The 21,109-nt window shown below is 71.0% G+C and carries 19 protein-coding genes; 7 read left to right on the forward strand and 12 right to left on the reverse strand.

Annotated elements, in window-relative coordinates:
• The first annotated feature begins 142 nt into the window (after positions 1 to 142).
• Positions 143 to 859: a flavodoxin family protein gene (locus tag ABD346_RS04415; protein ID WP_344371707.1), complete on the forward strand. Its 717-nt coding sequence runs from the start codon at positions 143 to 145 to the stop codon at positions 857 to 859.
• A gap of 48 nt (positions 860 to 907) precedes the next feature.
• Here the strand turns inward: ABD346_RS04415 and ABD346_RS04420 are convergent, their stop codons facing one another.
• The 7 genes from ABD346_RS04420 to ABD346_RS04450 all read right to left on the reverse strand — a co-directional run bounded on the left by ABD346_RS04420 (position 908) and on the right by ABD346_RS04450 (position 8,838).
• Positions 908 to 3,703, reverse strand: coding sequence for a fumarate reductase/succinate dehydrogenase flavoprotein subunit (locus ABD346_RS04420; RefSeq protein ID WP_344371709.1), 2,796 nt, complete (start codon positions 3,701 to 3,703; stop codon positions 908 to 910).
• A gap of 11 nt (positions 3,704 to 3,714) precedes the next feature.
• Positions 3,715 to 4,467, reverse strand: coding sequence for an ABC transporter ATP-binding protein (locus ABD346_RS04425; RefSeq protein WP_344371711.1), 753 nt, complete (start codon positions 4,465 to 4,467; stop codon positions 3,715 to 3,717).
• Positions 4,464 to 5,291 carry an ABC transporter permease gene (locus ABD346_RS04430; protein ID WP_344371713.1) on the reverse strand — a complete coding sequence of 276 codons (828 nt, stop codon included), beginning with the start codon at positions 5,289 to 5,291 and terminating at the stop codon, positions 4,464 to 4,466. The genes ABD346_RS04425 and ABD346_RS04430 overlap by 4 nt, the downstream gene beginning before the upstream one ends.
• Positions 5,288 to 6,628: an ABC transporter substrate-binding protein gene (locus tag ABD346_RS04435; protein ID WP_344371714.1), complete on the reverse strand. Its 1,341-nt coding sequence runs from the start codon at positions 6,626 to 6,628 to the stop codon at positions 5,288 to 5,290. Before ABD346_RS04435 ends, ABD346_RS04430 begins: the two co-directional genes overlap by 4 nt.
• A gap of 14 nt (positions 6,629 to 6,642) precedes the next feature.
• Positions 6,643 to 6,870 (reverse strand): 4Fe-4S dicluster domain-containing protein, encoded by a 228-nt coding sequence (locus tag ABD346_RS04440; RefSeq protein ID WP_189962398.1) that lies wholly within the window; start codon positions 6,868 to 6,870, stop codon positions 6,643 to 6,645.
• A 38-nt stretch (positions 6,871 to 6,908) separates the two neighbouring features.
• Entirely contained in the window at positions 6,909 to 7,676 is a 768-nt protein-coding gene (locus ABD346_RS04445; protein WP_344371717.1) for a GntR family transcriptional regulator, read from the reverse strand.
• A 244-nt stretch (positions 7,677 to 7,920) separates the two neighbouring features.
• On the reverse strand, positions 7,921 to 8,838 hold the full coding sequence (locus ABD346_RS04450; RefSeq protein WP_344371720.1) for a LysR family transcriptional regulator: 918 nt from the start codon (positions 8,836 to 8,838) through the stop codon (positions 7,921 to 7,923).
• Positions 8,839 to 8,985: 147 nt separating this feature from the next.
• Between ABD346_RS04450 and ABD346_RS04455 the strand changes: the two genes are divergently transcribed.
• The 4 genes from ABD346_RS04455 to ABD346_RS04470 all read left to right on the forward strand — a co-directional run bounded on the left by ABD346_RS04455 (position 8,986) and on the right by ABD346_RS04470 (position 14,307).
• A complete protein-coding gene (locus tag ABD346_RS04455; protein WP_344371722.1) occupies positions 8,986 to 10,026 on the forward strand; it encodes a YncE family protein in 1,041 nt (346 codons plus the stop codon).
• 616 nt (positions 10,027 to 10,642) lie between these two features.
• Positions 10,643 to 12,055 (forward strand): family 2B encapsulin nanocompartment shell protein, encoded by a 1,413-nt coding sequence (locus ABD346_RS04460; RefSeq protein ID WP_344371724.1) that lies wholly within the window; start codon positions 10,643 to 10,645, stop codon positions 12,053 to 12,055.
• A 99-nt stretch (positions 12,056 to 12,154) separates the two neighbouring features.
• Positions 12,155 to 13,408 (forward strand): family 2 encapsulin nanocompartment cargo protein terpene cyclase, encoded by a 1,254-nt coding sequence (locus ABD346_RS04465; RefSeq protein WP_344371726.1) that lies wholly within the window; start codon positions 12,155 to 12,157, stop codon positions 13,406 to 13,408.
• 17 nt (positions 13,409 to 13,425) lie between these two features.
• Positions 13,426 to 14,307 (forward strand): geranyl diphosphate 2-C-methyltransferase, encoded by an 882-nt coding sequence (locus tag ABD346_RS04470; RefSeq protein ID WP_381227212.1) that lies wholly within the window; start codon positions 13,426 to 13,428, stop codon positions 14,305 to 14,307.
• Positions 14,308 to 14,487: 180 nt separating this feature from the next.
• Here the strand turns inward: ABD346_RS04470 and ABD346_RS04475 are convergent, their stop codons facing one another.
• Positions 14,488 to 15,492 (reverse strand): Lrp/AsnC family transcriptional regulator, encoded by a 1,005-nt coding sequence (locus ABD346_RS04475; RefSeq protein ID WP_344371730.1) that lies wholly within the window; start codon positions 15,490 to 15,492, stop codon positions 14,488 to 14,490.
• 316 nt (positions 15,493 to 15,808) lie between these two features.
• Between ABD346_RS04475 and ABD346_RS04480 the strand changes: the two genes are divergently transcribed.
• Positions 15,809 to 16,732, forward strand: coding sequence for an alpha/beta hydrolase (locus tag ABD346_RS04480; RefSeq protein ID WP_344371732.1), 924 nt, complete (start codon positions 15,809 to 15,811; stop codon positions 16,730 to 16,732).
• A 56-nt stretch (positions 16,733 to 16,788) separates the two neighbouring features.
• Here the strand turns inward: ABD346_RS04480 and ABD346_RS04485 are convergent, their stop codons facing one another.
• From ABD346_RS04485 to ABD346_RS04495, 3 genes are all read right to left on the reverse strand, one after another.
• Positions 16,789 to 17,295: a hypothetical protein gene (locus ABD346_RS04485; RefSeq protein WP_344371734.1), complete on the reverse strand. Its 507-nt coding sequence runs from the start codon at positions 17,293 to 17,295 to the stop codon at positions 16,789 to 16,791.
• Positions 17,296 to 17,301: 6 nt separating this feature from the next.
• The gene (locus ABD346_RS04490) at positions 17,302 to 18,729 is read right to left on the reverse strand and encodes a molybdopterin-dependent oxidoreductase (RefSeq protein WP_344371736.1); all 1,428 of its coding nucleotides are present in this window, start codon (positions 18,727 to 18,729) and stop codon (positions 17,302 to 17,304) included.
• Between the two features lie 132 nt (positions 18,730 to 18,861).
• Positions 18,862 to 19,269 carry an STAS domain-containing protein gene (locus tag ABD346_RS04495; RefSeq protein ID WP_344371738.1) on the reverse strand — a complete coding sequence of 136 codons (408 nt, stop codon included), beginning with the start codon at positions 19,267 to 19,269 and terminating at the stop codon, positions 18,862 to 18,864.
• 276 nt (positions 19,270 to 19,545) lie between these two features.
• Here ABD346_RS04495 and ABD346_RS04500 point away from each other — a divergent pair, with 276 nt between their 5' ends.
• Positions 19,546 to 20,502, forward strand: coding sequence for a Rieske (2Fe-2S) protein (locus ABD346_RS04500; RefSeq protein WP_344371739.1), 957 nt, complete (start codon positions 19,546 to 19,548; stop codon positions 20,500 to 20,502).
• 24 nt (positions 20,503 to 20,526) lie between these two features.
• Here the strand turns inward: ABD346_RS04500 and ABD346_RS04505 are convergent, their stop codons facing one another.
• The gene (locus tag ABD346_RS04505; RefSeq protein ID WP_344371741.1) at positions 20,527 to 21,090 is read right to left on the reverse strand and encodes a dihydrofolate reductase family protein; all 564 of its coding nucleotides are present in this window, start codon (positions 21,088 to 21,090) and stop codon (positions 20,527 to 20,529) included.
• Positions 21,091 to 21,109: the final 19 nt, after the last annotated feature.

Here is a 21,109-nt window from a genome sequence, read left to right on the forward strand (position 1 = left end):
CTCCTTCCGACCCGGGCCGCACGGGCACCGTCGTGGACCTCGGTCAGCGCCGCCTCATGCGTTCGGCGCCCAAGAGGTGGCCCCGCCTCCCCGCACAAGGCACGCTGGTACTCACCCGCGCCCCGCAGCGAGGAGACGGCCGATGCCCGTGACCGCGTACCGCTATGACGGCCTGCGCGCCCTGTTCATCAACTGCACGCTCAAGCGCTCCCCCGAGGTGAGCAACACCGAGGGGCTGATCGACAAGAGCCGGCTCGTCATGGAGGGGAACGGCGTCAGCACCGAACTGATCCGTGCCGTCGACCACGACATCGCCACCGGCGTCTGGCCCGACATGACGGAGCACGGGTGGCCGAGCGACGCATGGCCGCAGCTGTACGAGAAGGTCATGGCCGCCGACATCCTCGTCCTCTGCGGGCCCATCTGGCTCGGCGACAACAGCTCCGTCCTGAAGCGGGTCGTCGAGCGGCTCTACGCCTGCTCCAGCATCCTCAACTCCCAAGGCCAGTATGCCTATTACGGCCGTGTCGGCGGCTGCCTCATCACCGGAAACGAGGACGGCGTCAAACACTGCGCCATGAACGTCCTGTACAGCCTCCAGCACCTCGGCTACACGATCCCGCCGCAGGCCGACGCCGGCTGGATCGGCGAGGCGGGGCCCGGACCCTCCTACCTCGATCCCGGCTCCGGCGGCCCCGAGAACGATTTCACCAACCGCAACACCGCCTTCATGACCTGGAACCTGATGCATCTGGCCGCCCTGCTCAAGCAGGCGGGCGGTATCCCCGCGCACGGCAACCAGCGCTCCGAATGGGACGCGGGCTGCCGTTTCGACTTCCCCAATCCCGAACACCGCTGAGCCCCGCACGGCAGCAAGGGGTGGCGGCCGCCCCGAGTCCCGGCCGGGTCACCCCGTCGACCGGGCCGCATAGGCGCGGACGTCCGCGTCCGGGTCCGTCCTGGCCGTGGCCAGTGCGCTCTGCGCATCGGGGTGCGTGCGATGGGCCAGCAGGGACAGGACCGCGGCCTTGCGGACGTCCGCGTTGGGGTCGGCCAGGGCCTTCGCGAGCGCCGGGACCGCCTCGTGCGGTGCCGCCGCCCCGAGGGCCGCCGCGGCTCCGGCCCGGACCTGCCAGGCCGGTTCGCTCAGCGCCGCCGCGGCCCGTTCGGCGTACGCGGGCGGGCAGCCGGTCGCCGCGAGCGCTGCCAGAGCGGCCCCTGCGACCAGCGGGTCCGGGTCGGTGAGGAGGGGGTCCAGCGGCTCCGGTACCGGGGCGTGCACGGCCGCGAGACCCCGGGCCACCGCGACCCGTACCTCCCTCGCGGGGTCGGCTGTGGCCGCCGCCAGTTCCTCGACCGCGTCCACCGAGACCAGGCCCCGCACGGCATGGATGCGGACCTCGATGTCGGCGTCGGCCAGCGCTGCCGCGTACACCGGGGCCTCCGCCAGGCGCAGTGCCCGCAGCACTTCGAGGGCCGCCGTGCGGACGGCCGGGTCCCGCACGCCGAGCGCCTCCCTCAGCGCCGTCCCCAGCCCGGCCCCCGCGGGCAGCACTTCGACCAGCTCGCGCAGGGCCGCGGCTGCGGCGGCCCGCACCTGCGGCGCGCTGTCCCGCAGACCTTCCGCGAGTACGGGCCCGGCCCCGGACGGCACGGTCTCGCCGAGCACGGTGACGGCGGCCGTGCGGACCGCCGGGTCGGGGTCGGCGAGGTAGGGACGCAGCGCCTCCAGGTCGGGGGACTCCTCGGCGAGGGCGAGCAGGCGCAGGAGGGACGGGCTGGGGGCGGAGACGACGGCGGGATCCTGGTGGGTCACGGCACCGGGGCCGCCCGGACGCGCGGCGTCACTCGGCTCCGCCGTGACGGGGGCGGAGCCGTCCAGCTCGGCAGAGACGAGGTCCGCCCCACGCGCAGCCGGAGGGGAATCACGCCGCCCCGCCGTGGCCACCTGCACCAGCACCGCCTCCCCCAGCGCCCGCTCCGGCCCCGCGACCGGCGTGAACTCCGGCACCGGGACCACATACGGCTCGACCGGCCGCGCCGTGAACTCCATCGCCCCGGACGGGGACTTGCGCAGGTCCAAGTGGTGCAGCCAGGACGCGTCGTCCTGCTCCGGATGGTCGAGGCGCTCGTGGTACAGGCCCCAGCGGGACTCCGTGCGGGCCAGCGAGGAGCGGGCCGCCATCTCGGCGCAGTCCCGGATGAAGGACACCTCGGCGCAGCGCATCAGCTCGTGCGGGGTGCGCGCGCCCATCCCCGCGATCTCGGACCGCATGCGCTCGAACGCCTCCACGGCCAGCGACAGCTTCGCGCCCGTCTTCGGCGGCGCCACGTAGTCGTTGACGAACCTCCGCAGTTTGTACTCCACCTGAGGCTGCGGCGGCCCGTCCGGGTTGCGCAGCGGCCGGTAGATCAGTTCATGGGCGGCGGCAAGCTGGTCGGCTGGCAACTCCCCCTTGTAGCAAAGGAATTGGGACGCGTCCTCCCCCGCCAGGTCGCCGAAGACGAACGCGCCGATCATGTAGTTGTGCGGTACGCAGGCCAGGTCACCGGCCGCGTACAGGCGCGGCACGGTGGTGCGGGCGTGGGCATCGACGCGAACCCCGGAAGCGGAGTGACCGCCGCACAGGCCGATCTCCGAGATGTGCATCTCGATGTCGTGGGTGCGGTAGTCGTGGCCGCGGCCCTCGTGGAAGGTGCCACGGGTCGGGCGCTCGGTGGTGTGCAGGATCGACTCGACGGCGCCGATGGTCTCCTCCGGCAGATGGCTGAGCTTGAGGTACACCGGCGCCCGGTCGGAGGCGAGTTCGGCGGCGAACTCGGCCATCATCTGCCCCGACCAGTAGTCGGACTCGACGAACCGCTCGCCGTGCCGGTTCACCTGGTAGCCGCCGAAGGGGTTGGCGACGTACGCGCAGGCCGGGCCGTTGTAGTCCTTGATCAGCGGGTTGATCTGGAAGCACTCGATGCCGGTGAGCGCGGCGCCCGCGTGGTAGGCCATGGCGTAGCCGTCGCCCGCGTTGGTCGGGTTCTCGTACGTCCCGTAGAGGTAGCCGGAGGCGGGCAGGCCGAGCCGTCCGCAGGGACCGGTGGCCAGGATGACCGCGCCCGCGCGGACGACCACGAACTCCCCGGTGCGGGTGTTGAACCCGGCTGCTCCCACGGCCCGTCCGCCTGAGGTGAGCACGCGCACCGGCATCACCCGGTTCTCGATGCGGATCCGCTCGCGCATCTCGCGGCGCCGCAGCTGCCGATAGAGGACCTTCTTGACATCCTTGCCCTCCGGCATGGGCAGCACATAGGAGCCGGAGCGGTGCACCTGTCGGACCGCGTACTCGCCGTGGTCGTCCTTCTCGAACTTCACTCCGTACGACTCCAGGCGCTTGACCATGTCGAAGCCCCGGATCGCGGTCTGGCGCACGGTGGACTGGTCGACGACGCCGTCGTTGGCGCGGGTGATCTCGGCGACGTAGTCGTCGGGTTCGGCACGGCCCGGGATGATCGCGTTGTTGACGCCGTCCATGCCCATGGCGAGGGCGCCGGAGTGCCGGACGTGCGCCTTCTCCAGGAGCAGGACGTTCGCGCCGCGCCCGGCGGCGGTGAGCGCGGCCATGGTCCCGGCGGTGCCACCGCCGATGACCAGCACGTCGCAGGCGAGCTCGGTCGCGTCGGCGAGGCCGGGGATGGCCAGGGTGGTGTCCACTGCGGGGCCTTTCAGAGGGAGGCGAGGATGCGGCGGCGAAGCGCGGTGGTGGCGGAGGTGGCGTCCCGCTGGCGGGGATGCGGCACGTCGAGCACCTGCCCGGCGGCGAGCAGGGCGATCCGGTCGCCGAGGTAGAGAGCCTCGTCCACGTCGTGCGTGACGAAGACGACGGTCGCGCCGGTGTCGCGCAGGATGTCGGCCAGCAGGTCCTGCATGCCGGCCCGGGTGTGTGCGTCGAGCGCGCCGAAGGGCTCGTCCATCAGGACCGCGCGGGGCCGGCCGGCCAACGCCCGTGCGAGCTGGACCCGTTGGCGCTGCCCGCCGGACAGCTGGTGCGGCAGTTTGCCGGCGTGCCCGGACAGTTCGACCCGGTCCAGCCAGTCGGCGGCGGCGCGGCGCCGGTCGGCCCGGGGGACGCGGCGGATCGCAAGGGGCAGTTCGATGTTGGCGCGTACGGTGCGCCAGGGCAGCAGGGCGTCGTGCTGGAAGACCAGCGCGCGGTCGGCGCCCGGGCGGCCGATCGGCCGTCCGTCCTCGGTGGCCTCCCCGGCCAGCGGGGGCAGCAGCCCGGCGAGGGTCCGCAGCAGGGTGGACTTCCCGCAGCCGGAGGGGCCGACGACGGTCAGCACCTCCCCCGGCATCACCCGCAGGTCGAGCTCGCCGAGCACGGGCGGCCCGCCCGGATGCCCCAACTGGATTCCCTTCAGAGCGAGTTCGGCACCTATCGGCGTGGTGGTGACGGGCAGGGTCGTGGTCGTACTCATGCGACCGGCTCCTTCGCGGGGACGGCGGGAGTGGAGGCTCGGCGGGTCACAGGGCGCGCGGCCGGGCGGGGCAGCCAGCTGGTGGCACGGCGGCCGAGCAGCTCGACGGCCGTGGAGGTCAGCCAGCCGAGCGCGCCGATGGTGACCATGCCGACGAAGACCCCCGGATAGTCGACTACGGTGTACGCCTGCCAGGTGCGGTAGCCCACCCCGTACTCCCCCGAGATCATCTCCGCGGAGATCACACAGATCCACGAGACGCCGACGCCCACCGACAGGCCGCCGAAGATGCCCGGCAGCGCACCGGGGAGGACCACCGAGACGAGCACCCGCAGTCGGCCGCCGCCCATGGTGAGCACGGCCTCTTCCCACGCCGGGCTCAGGGCGCGCACCGCGTGCCGGGTCGAGACGACCACGGGGAAGAAAGCGGCGGCGAAGGTGATGAACACGATGCCCTGCTCATTGGTGGGCAGCAGCAGGATCGCGACCGGCACCAGAGCGATGGCAGGCACGGGGCGCGCCACCTCGATCAACGGGCCGAGCAGGTCGGCGGCCCAGTGCGAGCGGGCCACCGCGGTGCCGGTCGCCACACCCAGGACCGCGGCGAGCAGGAAGCCGATCGCGATGCGGCGCAGGCTGAACCCCAGGTCCTGCCAGTACTCGGCCGTCCCGGCCCGGTCGGCGAAGGCGGAGGCCACCTCGCCGACCGTGGGGAACTGCTCGAACCGCAGCCACAGGTCGACGTCGAGCGAGGTGAGCAGCTGCCACAGCCCGAGCGCCGCGGCGAGGGAGGCGGCCCGCAGCAGCCAGCGGCCCGCGCTCATGACGCCAGCCTCAGGGCGTCCGCGTAGCCGACGGTACGGGCTCCGGGATGCCGGGCGACGTAGGCCTGCGCCCCGGCCGGGGTGACGAAGGCGCGCAGGTCGGCGCCGTCCGCGACCCAGACCGCCTTGTCGGCGAACCACAGGGTGCCGGTCACCGCGTCGGGCACGTACGCGGCCCGTACGTCGGCGCCCTTGACGGCTTTGAGGAGTTCCTTGGGGCTGTCGAAGGAGCGTGTGGTGCTCTGTCCCTTGAGCCACACCTCGGGCTTGGCGGCCGGGGCTTGGGGATACTCGGGGGCTCGCACCGCCCGCTTCAGCGGTGCCGGGTCGACGAAGGCGTCCACGTCGACGTCGTTCACCAGCTTCGCGGCCTTGAGGACCGGGACGTCCTGCTTGAGCGCGTCGATCAGCTCGGGACGCAGCGCCGGGTCGAAGGTGGCGATGCCGTTCGCGCCGTTGTAGAGGTAGACCACCTCGGCGGGCAGCCCGGTCTCCTTGGCCACCGACTCGGCGGCGGCGACGGGCTTGGTACGCAGGTAGTCGGTGGCGCGGCGCTGGGCCGCGAGGAAGGCGTCGAGGACCCCGGGGTGGTCCTTGGCGAACTTCTCGCGGACGGTGACCCCGTGGAAGGTCGGAAGGTTCAGCTCGGCACCGTCGTACAGGGCCTTGGCCTGTCCCTGGAAGGCGAGTTGGCCGGGCCAGGCGACGAACTGGGACAGCGCGTCGACGCTGCCCGCGGCGAGCGCGGAGGCGCCCACGCTCGGCTGCTGGTTGAGTTTGCCGATGCCCTGGCCGGGGTCGATGCCGGCTCGCTGGAGGGCACGGACCAGGGTCCCGTCGGCGGCCGATCCGACGCTCGTGGACACCTTCTTGCCGCGCAGGTCGGACAGCGACTTGAGCGCCGAACTCGGCGCCACGACAACGGTGTTGAGGCCGCCTCTGAGGTTGTATCCGGTGACCGACACCAGCTTCGTCGGCTGCTTGAGCTCCTTGCCGCGGGCCGCGTTGATCAGGAGCGGGAAGTCGCCCATCGAGCCGATGTCGATCTTCCCTGCGGTCATCTGGGCGGTGATCGGGGCGCCCGTCGCGTAGTCCTGCCACTTGACCTTGTACGTGGTGCCGTCCTGCTTGCCGCGGGCGGCGAGTTCCCGCTCGAAGTAGCCGAGGGAGCGCAGCAGAGTGCCCGCGGTGACGGTGTTGATGGTCTTCGACTGGTATCCGACGGTGACGGTGACCGTCTCCGCCCCGCTGTCGGCGTCGGCCGCACCCCCGCATCCGGCGGCCGTCGGCAAGGTCAGAGCGAGGGCAAGCAGCGGAACAACTCGCTTGCTGAACATGACAGTTGGGCCTTTCACCGGAGCAGATAGGGCATGTTGACCGTGACCGCGCCGGTGGGACAGCGGGCCGCGCAGGGGCCGCAGTACCAGCACTCGTCCACGTGCATGTACGCCTTGCCGTTGTCCTCGCGGATCGCGAGGGAGTCGAGCGGACACATGTCGACGCAGAGCGTGCAGCCGTCGATGCACAGGGACTCGTCGATGGTCACGGGCACGTCGGCGCGCTGCGGGACCAGGGGCATGGCTGTCTCCAGGGAAGGGGGCGGGGCTCGCGGATGGATCAGAGAGAGCGGTGCAGCACACCGCTCATGGCGATGCGGTCGCCGCGGAACCGGATGAACTCCAGGTCGACCGGGCGTCCGTCGGGCAGGTGGGTCAGCCGTTCCAGCATCAACACGGCTGCGCCGCGCGGCACTTGTAGCACCGCGGCGGAGTGCGCGTCGGCATTGACGGCCTCCAGGGTGACGTCGGCGTGCCCGAGCGGACCGCCGGTCAGCGATTCGAGGAGGCGGAAGACATCGGTGTTCTCCAGGTCGCAGCCGAGCAGTTCACCGCCCACGTCCAGGGGCAGGTAGGAGAGGTCCAGGGACAGCGGCAGGCCGTTCAGGCGGCGCAGCCGTTCGATGCACAGCACGTCGCTGTGCTCGGGCAGGCCGAGCCGGTGCGCCACCGGGCCCGGGGCGCGGAGCGGGCCGACGGTGCGCACCTCGTTGGTGACCCGGCCGTGCTCGTTCAGGGTCTCGGCAAGGCCCTGGAGCCGGTTCAGGCCGTGCGGGTACTTCTCGCACACCACCACGGTGCCGACGCCGGGCTGCCGGTCGACCAGTTGCTCGTCGCGCAGCATCTCCAGAGCCTGGCGCACGGTGTTGCGACTGGCCCGGTAGTCGGCGGCGATGGTGTGTTCCAGGGGGAGCACACCGCCGGGGAAGCCGCCCGCCAGGATCTGGTGGCGGAGCAGGTCGGCGAGTTGCCGGGCCCGGTCGGCGCGCAGCCGCCGGCGGCGCGCGGCGGCGACCGGAAGCGAGGCGGAGGCGGGTTCGGCTGGCATGGCAGGGAACGTACCGGCCGGGTCGCTCCGATGGTGTTGCCACAACATTGCGCCACCTGAAGCAGCCGCGCATGCGCCTCTGACCTGTGGGTTTGCTGGGAGCTCGGCAAGATCTGCCACTTCGGTGCCCACAGGGTGGACACCCTCGCATCCCCGCACCCCAGGGAGGTCTCGGCGCGTGCGGACGCCCCTTTCGTCAATGGCACCCACCTTGCCGTCGATGTGGGCTCGGCGCCTTCGACGGTCAGCCGCGCAGGTTCTGGTCCCCCGGCCCCGACGGAGCGAGGACCGCGGCCGCCACGTGGTCGCGGAACCAGCTGTGGCCTGGATCGACGGAGTTGCGGGGATGCCAGGCAAGACCCAGGTCGATGGGCGCCACGTCGAAGGGGATGGGGAAGGTGCGCAGCCCGAGCGCGGCGGCGGTGCCGGGGAGCCAGTCGGCCAGGGTGAGGGCGACGAGGTCGGTGTCCCGGGCGAGGATCATCGCGCTGGTGTGACTGGGGACGACGACCGCCACACGGCGCTGCAGCCCGCGCTCGGCGAGAGCCTGGTCGATGGGCCCCCGCCGTTTGCCGTGCCGGGAGATGCCAATGTGGTCGGCGGCGGCGAACCGGCGGGCGTCGATGCGCTTGTCGAAGAGGGGATGACCGGTGCGGGCGACCCCCACCAGCCGCTTCTGCGTGATGTGCCGGGTGCGGATCTCCGGGTCCAACTGCCCGAGGACGCCGAGTTCGACGTCCACCGTGCCCTGGCGCAGCGCGGGGCCGCCCTCCAGCGCCTCGGGCAGGAACACGACGTCCACATGCGGGGCGGCCGCCCGGATCCGGTCGGCCAGGGGGCCGGCGACCCCCGCGAGGATCAGGTCGGTCGCCTGCACGGTGAAGGTGCGCTGGAGGTGGACGGCCTCGAATCCGGCACCCGGCCGCAGCACGTTGTCGCAGCCGCGCAGCAACGCGCTCACCTCCTCGCGGAGTTCGAGGGCTCGGGGGGTGGGGACCATGCCCTGGCCTGCCCGGACCAGGAGCGGGTCGCCCACCGCACGGCGCAGCCGCGCCAGACTGCGGCTGACCGCCGCGGGTGACGTGCCGAGGCGCTCGGCGGCGCGGCTCACACTGTTCTCCTGGAGCAAGGCATCCAGGACACGTAGCAGGTTGAGATCCATGAGGCGCTCCTGAGCTGTGCTTTTGCGCTGTGGTCAATGATGGAGTGCCAATTCTTGCATTGCCTGCGGGCCTGCTCGGGCGGAGAGTGGAGATGTCCGCGAGAACCGCGGACGAACCAACCACCCTTCCCTTAAAGGAGATTGGCCATGCAACAGTCCCCCCGTGCCGGTCGAGAAGGCGATGTGCTGGCCGTGGTCAGCCAGAGCGGGCCCTCCGTCTCGTTCTTCGACGCCGCCTCCGACCACTACCTCGGCTCCCTCGAAACCATCGCCCAGCCACACGAGTTGTGTTTCGATCCGACCCAGCGGCTGCTGTGGTGCTCGATCACGTACAGCTCGGGCTTCTACGGTGCGAACGGCGGCCCGCGCACCCAGCTCACGGTGATCGACCCGGACACCCGCCGTATCGTCGAGGTCGTCGACCTCGCCCCCGAACATGCCCCGCACGGCCTCGCGCTGGACGCGGCGAACGGCCGCCTGTACGTCACCGTGGAGGGCTCGGCCGACCAGCCCGGTGGCGTCCTGGTCATCGACACGCAGACCCGGCGGCCCGTGGACCGGATCGGCACCGACGCACCGGGCCCGCACTGGGTCGCCATCGACGGGGCTGGAAAGACGGGTTACGTCACCAGCAAGGAGGCGCGGTTCGTGTCGGCCCTCGATCTGGAACTGGGCGCACTCACCGCGAAGGTCGAGGTGCCGGGCAGTGAGGGCCTGGCCGTCTCCGCCGACGGCACGCGCGCCTTCGTCGCCGCCCCGTTCCTCGGGGCCGTCGGCTCAACTCCCCCTGGAATCCAGGTTATTGACATCAGGACGGCTTCGGTGGTCGACACCCTGCCGCTGGAGGACGCCGCCATGCCGGTGCACCTCACCTCTACGGGACGCCTGCTCGCGGGCGAGGTACGCATGGAGGACGACCCGGCGTCCGGCGGCAGCCGCATGGCGCCCGGCCGCCTCACGGTGTTCTCGGCCGACACCCACAAGCGGCTGGGCGAGGTCGAGGTGGGGCTCTGCCCGCTGACCATCACCTCGTCCCCCGACGGGGGGCTCGCCTACGTGGCCTGCCATGCCTCGTCCACCGTCGACGTCGTCGACCTGGAGACCCTCCAGACCCTGAACCGCATCGACCACGCCGCGCTGGGCGCGTCGGGCGCCCACGGCATGGTCTACCTTCCCCGCCCGGCCTGACATCCGGAGCGTGGGCGCGACAGTCAAGTCCCGTTGTCGAGGCCTTGGTTGGAGGCATCCTGCCCCGGCAATGAACCAGGCCCCCCGGACACCGTGTCCGGGGGGCCTGTCAGGCGTTTCCCCACGGCATCCGTACAGGCTTGCCTCTCCGCCTACTTCTTGGCCTTCTTCTTGGCTTTCTTCTCAGCTCGGGTCTTCAGAGGCTTCTTCTTCGTGTCCTTCTTGGAGTCCTGCCCCTTCGCCATGTGCAACTCCGTTCGTCGCCCTGCGAGCCGATGACGGCTCGACGCTAGCCGTCGCCCGCCGGCCCAGCCAGACATCCGCACGCCAATCGCGGTGCCGCCCTGGCTCAAGCACCCGACTCCGCGGAGCCAAACCCCCCGCCGGAACGCTCCGTCCAGCGTGGCCGGATTCCGTCGGTGGCCCGCCAAACATCCCGCGGGCGCGATCATCGTATCGAGCTAATGTCCCCGGCTTTCCTTGGTCCCGGGGGCGAACCGGCCGTTAGTGTCCTTCTGGCTCTGGACGGATTCCCGTTCGTATACCCCGTTTTCCTCCGCTTGCCCGGCGGCGTCCCCGTACGTCCGTCACCGCCCTGACCAAGGAGAGCTCGCCGATGACTGTTGATTCGAGCCCCGACACTCAACTGGAGCCGCCGCGGCAGTCCAGCCTGGGCACGGCGGCCGCTCGCAACCTTGCCACCACGACCAAGTCCGTCCCGCAGATGCAGGAGATCTCGGATCGCTGGCTGCTGCGGATGCTCCCCTGGGTGGAGACCAAGGGCGGGGTCTACCGGGTGAACCGGCGTCTCACCTACACCGTCGGCGACGGGCGGGTGGAGTTCGTCCAGGACGGCGCCGACGTCCGGGTGATCCCCCGTGAACTGGGGGAACTGGCCCTGCTGCGCGGCTTCGACGACGTGGAGGTGCTGACCGCCATCGCCGGTCGCTGCGTTCAGCGCGACTTCGCGGCCGGCGAGACGCTGGTCGAGCGCGGCGCGCCCGCGGACCGGCTCCACCTGATCGCCCACGGCCGGATCAGCCAGACCTCCGTCGGCGGGTACGGAGACGAACTCGCCCTGGACGTGCTCGGCGACGGCGACCGGTTCGGCGAGCACGCCCTCCTCGACGAGAGCGCCCGGTGGGAGCACACCGCCACCGCCGAGACCTCGGGCACCCTGCTCACCCTGTCCCGCGCCGACTTCGCGGCCGTGCTGTCCACGGCGCCGGGCCTGCGCGACCACGTCGAAGGCTTCAAGTCGCTCCCCCGCCGGCGCCAGAACCACCGCGGCGAGGCGGAGATCGCGATGTCCGCCGGCCACCACGGCGAGCACGGCCTGCCCGGCGCGTTCGCCGACTACGAAGCCCAGCCGCGCGAGTACGAGCTCTCGGCCGCGCAGACCATTCTGCGGGTCCACACGAGGGTCGCCGACCTCTTCAACGGGCCGATGAACCAGACCAAGGAGCAACTCAGGCTCACCGTCGAGGCGTTGCGCGAGCGCCAGGAGCACGAGCTCATCAACAACCGGGAGTTCGGGCTGCTCCACAACGCCGACTTCAAGCAGCGCATCCAGCCGCGCTCGGGCCCGCCGACCCCGGACGACATGGACGAGCTGCTCTGCCGCCGGCGCGGTTCCAAGTTCTACCTGGCGCACCCTTTGGCGATCGCGGCGATCGGGCGCGAGTTCAACGCGCGTGGGCTCTGCCCCGACCAGGTCGACCTCGGCGGCCGGCGCGTCCAGGCCTGGCGCGGGGTCCCGATCCTGCCCTGCGACAAGATCCCGATCACCAAGGAGAAGACCAGCTCGATCCTCATCATGCGTACCGGTGAGGACAACCAGGGCGTCATCGGCCTGCACCAGACGGGGCTTCCGGACGAGTACGAACCGGGTCTGTCGGTCCGCTTCATGGGCCTCGACGAGCAGGCGATCACCTCCTACCTCGTCAGCACCTATTACTCCGCCGCCATTCTCGTGCCGGACGCGCTCGGCGTCCTGGAGAACGTGCAGATCGCCCGCCGGTCCAGGTAGCGGACCCTGACCGCCCGGCGTGGCACCGCCCCCTTCCGGGGCGGTCGCGCAGGCCCGAAACACCCCGGGCAAGACGCCCGTCCCACCAAGGAGCCATGGATGCCCGCGCCTGAGCCGACACCTCCGCAGTCGAGCCTGCCCGAGGCCGCTGCCCACTTCGGGGCGCACGTCCTCGCCGATGCCGCGGCCCGCGCCCGCGACATCACGGCCGCCACCGGCGGCCCACCAGGATCAGCCACCTTGCCCTCCCCTTCAACCGAGGTACCGGCACCGAGCGCCGGTCTGGACCGGGTCCTGCGCGGCCCCACCGGCCTGGGCACGGCGGGCCTGCGTCTGACCCTGCCCGAGGAGCCGCAGGCGCCGTCGGCTGCGCAGGGCACACCGATCCCGGGCCTCTACCACCACCCGGTGCCCGAGCCCGACCCGGTGCGGGTCGAGGAGGTCAGTCGCAGGATCAAGTCCTGGGCGCTGGACGAGGTTTCGCTGTATCCGGACGACTGGGAGGAGGAGTTCGACGGCTTCTCCGTGGGCCGCTACATGGTCGGCTGCCACCCGGACGCCCCCACCATCGACCACCTGATGCTCGCCACCCGTCTGATGGTGGCGGAGAACGCGGTGGACGACTGCTACTGCGAGGACCACGGCGGCTCTCCGATCGGCCTCGGCGAACGCCTTCTGCTCGCCCACACCGCGCTCGACCCGCTGCACACGACGCGGGAGTACCAGCCGGAGTGGGCCAAGTCGCTCCACTCGGACGCGCCCCGGCGCGCGTACCGCTCGGCCATGGAGTACTTCGCCCAGACGGCGACCGCCTCGCAGACCGACCGGTTCCGGCACGACATGGCCCGGCTGCACATGGGCTACCTCGCCGAGGCCGCGTGGGCCCAGCAGGACCACGTACCCGAGGTGTGGGAGTACCTGGCGATGCGTCAGTTCAACAACTTCCGCCCCTGCCCCACCATCACCGACACCGTCGGCGGCTACGAACTGCCGGCGGACCTGCACGCGCAACCCGCCATGCAGAAGGTCATCGCACTCGCGGGCAACGCGACGACCATCGTGAACGACCTCTACTCGTACACCAAGGAACTCGACGCTCCCGGGAGGCACTTGAACCTGCCGGTCGTGATCGCCGAACGTGAGGGCCTCTCCGACCGGGACGCCTATCTGAAGTCGGTCGAGGTCCACAACGACCTCATGCACGACTTCGAGACCGAAGCCGCGGCCCTGGCCGCCGACTGCCCCGTCCCAAGCGTGCAGCGTTTCCTGCGAGGCGTTTCCGCGTGGGTCGACGGCAATCACCACTGGCACCAAACGAACACCTATCGCTACAGCCTGCCGGATTTCTGGTAGGAAGAATGGACTCATCTGTGACCAGCACCGAACTCACCGCCACCGAAGCCTCCGTCTTCATCCCCAACCCGGCGACTCCCTACCAGGGGGACATCGCCCGGTACTGGGACGGCGAGGCCAGGCCCGTGAACCTGCGGCTCGGCGATGTCGACGGTCTCTACCACCACCACTACGGCATCGGTGAGGTCGACCATGCCGCGCTCGGCGACGCCGACGACAGCGAGAGCGAGAAGAAGCTGATCACCGAGCTGCACCGGCTGGAGTCGGCGCAGGCCGAGCTCCTCCTGGAGCACCTCGGCGACATCGGGCGGGACGACACCCTGGTGGACGCCGGCTGCGGCCGGGGCGGCTCGATGGTGATGGCGCACCAGCGCTTCGGATGCAAGGTCGAAGGTGTCACCCTGTCGGCCAAGCAGGCCGAGTTCGCCAACCGGCGCGCGGGCGAGCTCCGCATCCAGGACCACGTCCGCGCCCGCGTCTGCAACATGCTCTCCACGCCGTTCGAGACCGGGCAGGCCGCGGCCTCGTGGAACAACGAGTCGAGCATGTACGTCGACCTGCACGACCTCTTCGCCGAGCACTCCCGCATCCTCAAGGTCGGCGGTCGCTACGTGACCATCACGGGCTGCTGGAACCCTCGGTACGGCCAGCCCTCGAAGTGGGTCTCGCAGATCAACGCGCACTTCGAGTGCAACATCCACTCGCGGCGCGAGTACCTGCGCGCGATGGCCGACAACCGCCTCGTCCCGCAGGCCGTCATCGACCTCACCCCCGACACCCTGCCGTACTGGGAGCTGCGGGCCACGTCGTCGCTGGTCACGGGCATTGAGGAGGCGTTCATCAACTCGTACCGGGACGGCTCGTTCCAGTACGTCCTGATCGCAGCCGACCGAGTCTGACCGCCCCTGCTGACCAGGGAGGCCGCGTTCCGGGGGCTGACTCCCCGGGGCGCGGCCGAGGTGTTCAACTGGACTCGGGGCGGGGGCAGTTGCCTTGTACGTCCCGGCCATGAGCGCCCCGCATGAACACCCACAGCAGGAACCCCGGGCAGCTGAGCGTGGCACCCCGCGCGCAAGAGGTCACCTCCTCGGCTGGAGCGGTGCCGGTGTGCGTTTGGCGGCGTGGCTCACTATGGCTGTTTCGATGTGGGTGATGCCCAGGCCGGTCAAGTCTTCGGAGAGGAAGCCGTAGAGGGCTGTCAGGTCCGGGAAGTAGGCGGCCGCGTGCAGGTTCGAGGGGCCCGATGTCGCGAACGCGCCGTGTACCGAGGGGTGGTCGGCGAGTGCCTTGCCTGCGGTGGCCAGGTGGTCGGGGGGCACGTGCAGCAGGAGTTTGGCCTCGATGGGCAGTCCGAGGCGGCGGGGCTCGACCAGGACCTGGGTGATCAGGCGTCCCTGGGTGGTGAGTTGGGCGAGGCGGCGGCGCACTGTGCTCTCCGGGTGGCCGGTGCGCGCGGCCAGGGCCGCCGCCGTCAGGCGCGCGTCGGGGGTGAGCGCGTCGATGAGGGCCTGCTCCAGGGCGTCGGTGTCGACGCCGTACGGGCCCGGGGAAGCGGTTGTTTCGGGGGCCGGTTCGGCCGGGCTCAACGCCGCGCGCTCGGTGACGGTCAGCACCTGGTGGCGCCACTCGGAGGTGAGCCGGAAGACGTGCAGAATCGTGGCGGTCTCCAGGGACGTCACCGCCTGGGTGGACGGCAACTGCCGGAAGATCAGCGGATCGCGTGAGCCCGGCTCGGTGCGGGCGACCGCGAAGATCTCGTCGCCCGAGGTCGTGACGTCGATGAACGGGATGTCCTCGCGCGCCGCGAGCGCGGCCACGATCGTGTCGAGCTTTCCCCGCAGGACCCGGATGCGCAGGAACAGGGCCCCCGCCGAGCCGCCGTTGCGCGGTCGCGCGACCGGCGAGATCACCACGCGCACGGTGCCGTCGGCGCCGAGCGCCTGCAGCCTGCGGCGCACGGTGGCGGGGCTGAGCCCCAGCACATGGGACGCCCGCTCCGCGGTGACACGGCCGTCCCACTGCAACGCGGCCACCAGCCGCTGATCCATCTCACTCAGTACGGAATCCGCCGATGCGCGCGTCATGACGGCAAGTTTCGCCCATTCCGGTGCGCTGCGGAGCCCTTGTCGACGAATACGGCTCAACCATGGATGTCGTCCACTCCGCGCCGTCCCCGGCGCAGGCCGACGGGACCCTGGTCACGAAAGGAGCGTCCGATGATCCTCGACCCGCGCATCTGGTTTCCCGGCGTGATCGGCTGACCGACCGTCTGCACGTCCAGGGCTGCCGCCGGCCGTCCTGCGTACCCGGGCCTGCGGTGCCACAACGCCGCAGGCCCGCGATTTTCACAGCACTCCCAGACACCATCCCGAGAACGACGGATCCACCACGGAGGTCCACGTGCCCCTGTCCAAGCAACGGGAAAAAGTACGCTTCGCCAGCGGCGACACCTCGTGCGCCGCCTGGCACTACCCGGGGTCCAACGGCGGCTGCGTGATCATGGCCGGCGGCACCGCGGTGACCAAGGAACCGGCGTCGGACCAGTTCGCCGCACGGTTCAACGACGCGGGATTCGCCGTCCTCGCCTTCGACCACCGGCGGTTCGGAGAGAGCGGAGGCGCGCCGCGCCAGATCGTCCGTATCGACGAGCAGATCGCCGACTGGCACGCCGCGATCGAGTACGCGGCCGGCCTGCCCGGCGTCGCCCCGGACAGGATCTCGGTCTGGGGCTTCTCGCTCGCGGGCGGCCACGTCTTCCATGTCGCGGCCGACCACCCCCGGCTGGCCGGCGCGATCGCGCAGACGCCACTGGTCGACGGCCGGGCGATCGCTCCCAACGCCCTGCGATCCATGACACCCGCAGCGCTGCTGGGGCTCCTCGGCCTGGGTGTCGCGGACATGCTCGGCGGCCTCGTCGGGCGTCCGCCGATCCTGGTCCCCAGCGCGGGACCTCGCGGCGCCGTCGCCTCGCTGACCACGCCCGACGCCATGGACGGCGACCGGGCCCTCGACCCCGAGGGCCGCCACACGAACTGGGATCAGACGGTCGCCGCGAGGATCGCCCTCCAGGTCGGCGGGTACCGGCCCGGCCGTCATGCCGCCCGGATCCGGTGTCCTCTGCTGGTGGTCGTCTGCGACCAGGACCGGAGCGTGCTCGTCGACCCCGCCGTCCAGGCGGCCGCGAACGCGCCGCATTCCGAGGTGGTGCACCTGCCCGGCCGCCATTACGCCCCCTTCCTGGAATCGCACGAACAGGCCGCCGAGGCGGAGATCGCGTTCCTGCGGAAGCATCTGGACCGCCACGGTTCGCGCGATTCCCGCTGAGCGGATCGCCCGCTCGCGCCGGCTCCCGGGTGCGCGCGGGGCAGATCGGCGGGGGCTCACCGCGTGGCGTCGTCGCCCTCCGCGGGGCGCTCCTCCTCCTCGGCGTGGGCGGCCCGGCGGAGCCGGCGCAACGTGAGGGCGAAAGCCACTGCCGAAGCGCCGAAGAGCACTGCGGTGATCGCCAGCCATCGGCCGAGGTAGACGTTTTCGGTCAGCCGCGTGGCGCCTTCGTAGGGGACCGCCAGATCGAGGATGAGCGGGAACCACACGAGGAGCAGCACACCAGACAGGAAGGTGGGTACGCGCAGGAAGTTGATCCACGGCACGTCCGGCACGCGGCCGGTGCGGTGGCGCAGTACGGACTGGGCCGAGAGGTCGGCGAGCGAGTACAGCGGGAGCAGGATCAGGTCGTGGAGGATCGCAGCTCCCACGAACCACACCGCCACATCGAGCGGCCGGACCGCGAACAGCCGCACCAGCGCGTAGCCGGTGAGCGCGAACGAGCAGATCAGCGCGAGGAGATGGAGGGGCCCGGAGCCGTACCAGCGGCCGAAGCGTGCCATGGGCAGTCAGGTCCTGAAGGTAAGCCGGTGCACCCACTTGGTGTTGTTCACGCCGGGGTTGGCCGGGACGATGACGCGGGCCGGGTAGCCGTGGTCGAGTGAGAGATCCGCCCCGTTGACGTGCAGCGCGAGCAGGGCCCGGGGGTCGTGGATCTGGTTGCCGCGCAGGACCACCGAGCTGTAGGGGCCGGGCGGTTGCACGGATTCCACCAGGACGCTTCCCGCGTCGGGCAGTCCCGACAGGGCGGCGAGGTCGGTGAGGCGCAGGCCGCTCCAGTGCTGGTCGGCGGTGGACCACCCTTCCACACAGGCGATGGGCAGCGCGGCCGCATACTGACGCATCGTCAGAAGTTGCTCACGCGTGAAGACCAGCGCCGGTCCGTGGCCGTTCACCTCCAGTCGCCAGCTCGGGCCGACGTGGGACGGGGAGACCCCCACGGCCGCGGCCGTCTTGTTGATCTGGAAGCCGTTGGGCCCGCTGCCCGGGTCGCGGTTGTGCGGCGCGAGAAGGGCGGTGCCGCGCAGCCGGCCGCCGATGCTCTGCCCTGCGGTCACCACCAGCAGGAGCAGTGACCCCGCCCCCACCATCCCCACGGCACCGCGGCGTGACATCGTCGGCGCCGCGGGTGCGGCCGGAACCAGGCCGTCCGGGTCGGGGGGCTCGGGCCGGGTGCCGGCCACGCCGGTACGGAGTTCGGCGGCCAGATCGCGGGAGCCGAGGGCACGCGTCATCCGGCCGAGCCGGAGTGCCACATGGATCACGAACGCGGCGATGAACACCCAGGCACCGTAGAAATGCAGGGTGTAGAAGGAGCCCGGGAAGACGTAGTAGAGCTGGATGTTGAGAATTCCGGTCACGAACTCGAAGATGACCCCGCCCACCAGCATCAGCAGGGAGAGCCGCTCCAGGCCGTGCGCGACGGTGCGGACCGGAAGCCACTCGAACAGCTTCGGGATGACCGACCACAGCTTGGCAAGGAGCACCGGCACGAGGACCACGCCGAGCGTGACGTGCACGCCCTGGGTCAGCCGGTAGAGCCAGTAGGGGTGCGTGGGCCAGTCGAAGAGGTAGAAGCCCAGCAGTCCCTTGGTGGGGGTCTGGTCGTTGCCCAGGCCGGGGTTGTAGGCGGCGTACGAGAGCATCCCGGTGATGAACAGCACCGGGATGCCGACAAGGAGCAGCAGGCCGAACACCGACGTCAGCCAGGGACCGCGGATCGGACTGCGCCAGAATCCGGGGCGGAAGGGTCCCGGAGGAGGCGTCCGGCCGATCCGCTGCACCGTCGCCCGCGCGACCGCCGCAGCCGCGGCCGCACGGGCCGCCGTCGCGGCGCCGAGCCGTTCGAGACGCCCGGGCTCATGTGCCTCGTCCGGCGGTGGGCGCCTGGGCCCGCTGGGCGAGCCGGGGGCCGACGGCCGTCCGTCAGTGCCCATGAGCCATCTCCTCCGTGTCGGGGCAGACCCTCAAGGACGAGCGTTCGACCGCAACAATGTCTTCCGACACTCAACCAGTGAAACCGCCGCAAATCGTCATTTACCAGTCGACTGTCTGCCCGTGTCGTGCGTTCAGGCGCGATGCCTCAGGGCCCGGGCCGCATCGGGCCGGGGGCGGGTGTGGCCGACGGGGGTGAAGAGGGCGCGGGTACGGGTCATCGCCAAGAGCCTGTCCACTGAGGGGCCCGCCGCCCGGATGCTGATCGTCTTGCCCTGTGCCAGAGCACGGTGGCGCACACGGAGCAGCGTGTTCAGTCCGGAGCAGTCGCAGAAGCCGACGCCGTGAAGGTCGATGACCAAGCCGCCCACCGAGTGGTCCAGCGCCCTGCGCAGCTGCTGGTACAGGGTCTGCTCGCTGTCGAGGTCGAGCTCGCCTTCCACCAGGACGACCGTACGCCCGACATCCGCGGGCGCCGACGGCTCTGCGGAAGGGAATACCTCGATGCCCGCGGCTCGCGGGGACCGGCCTGAAGCTTCCACGGCAGCCTCCCCAAGAGGACTCCACCCGGCTACGTCCGTCCCCATTAATCTCCCCCTCCGCCCCGTCATGCGTCAAGAGATACCGGAAATTGAATTCCGCCTTTTTATTGCGTGAAACCAGCGTCCTACGGTGCGGGGACGGGTGACGTACCGGAAGCACACGCGGGGCGCTGACGACGGCACACCCGAGCGCAGCGCCGCCGAGACGATGGGCCGAGCGGGGTGGAGAAGGCCCCGCGGCGTTTGGGCCTCGGGCGGCCAGGAAACCCGCACCACATGCGACTGCTGTCCGCGATCTTCGCGAAGCCAACGGTGACGGGCAGGGCCCCGAACGGCCCGGGTGAGGTGTGCCGGGCAGAATCCGCCGGGCGGATCCCGACGCTCCTGAAGGCGCTCGACGGCTTGGGCAGGGCCGAGGCCCTGGACCGCGTGACCACCCCCCTGCAGAAGGCCGTGCGCGGTCTGCCGCTGGGACGTTTCCGCGATGTTCTGCACGGCCGGCAGATCGGCCATCCTCTCCACCCGGCCCTGGTCCAGGTGCCGATGGGCGCCTGGCTCTCCGCGGCGGTACTGGACCTCGTCCCGGGAGCGGGCCGTAACGCGCGCCTGCTGGTGGGAGTGGGCGTGGTGTCCGCGGCGCCTGCTGCCTGGGCCGGGTGGGTGGACTGGGCGGAGCAGCCCAGGGAGCAGTTGCGCACCGGGTTGGTGCACGCCGTATCGAACGCCGCGGCGATCGGCCTGTACGCGGGTTCCTGGAAGGTCCGCGGCCGGGGCAGGTCTGTGCTCGGCAGGGCTTTGGCGTTCGCCGGGCTCACTGCGGCCGGTCTGGGCGGAGTGATCGGCGGCCATGTCGCCTTCCGTCAGTCGGCCGGCTCCAACAAGACGGCGGCCCTGCCGCACCTCGTGGAACCCGGCTGGCACAGCCTGGGCAGCGCGGAGGAACTCCCGGTGGGCGCGGCGGTCCAGCGCATGCTGGGCACGGTGCCACTGTTCGTGCTGCGGACAGCAGACGGTGACGTCCACGTGCTGGCCGACGGGTGCAGCCACTTCTCGGGCCGCCTCTCCGAAGGCAAAGTGGCCGACGGATGCGTCGAATGCCCTTTGCATTCAAGCGTGTTCCGCCTGTCCGACGGCATGAACGTGCGCGGCCCCGCTACGGCGCCGCAGCCCGTGTTCGCGACCGAGGTGACCGACGACGGCGTCCTGCGGGTCCGCCTCCCCTCAGCAGGGTGACCCACAGGACGATGAAGCGGTCCGTCATCGGGAGGCCCTGCGACAGCGGGTGAGGACGGCGGCGCCGACCTGTTCCGCGGACACGCTCTCCAGATGCGCCGGCCGACCGCCCGCGGGGAAGAGCCGGTCACCGGTGCCGAGGACGGTGGGAAAGGTCAGCAGCCGGTACTCGTCGATCAGGTCCTCGGTCATGAGCCGGTGTACGAGGCTGAGGCTGCCGATGACGACCACATCGCGCGGTTCCTGCTTGACCGCGTCGATGACGTCGCCTTCCAGGATCGTCGAGTTCGCCCAGGCCGCGCTGTCCGCGTCGCTGAGCGTGCGGGAGGCGACCAGTTTCGGGACAGCGTTCATGCGCGCGGCGAAGGGGCCCTCACGTCCCGGCCACAGCCGCGAGAAGATCTGCCAGGTGGTGCGCCCGAACAGCAGCACGCCGTCGTCCAGCGTGCGGCCGAGCCGGAACTTGTCCCCGTCGATCGCTTCACGGCCGTGCCGCAGCGCCCAGCCGCCCAGCGGCGTCCCCTCCGAACCGGTGGGGTCGGTCACGATCCCGTCCAGGGTGATGAATCCGATCACGATGATGCTCATGGCGACGGTCCTTTCGCTC

Source organism: Streptomyces mauvecolor, assembly GCF_039532965.1.
Lineage (GTDB): Bacteria > Actinomycetota > Actinomycetes > Streptomycetales > Streptomycetaceae > Streptomyces > Streptomyces violascens.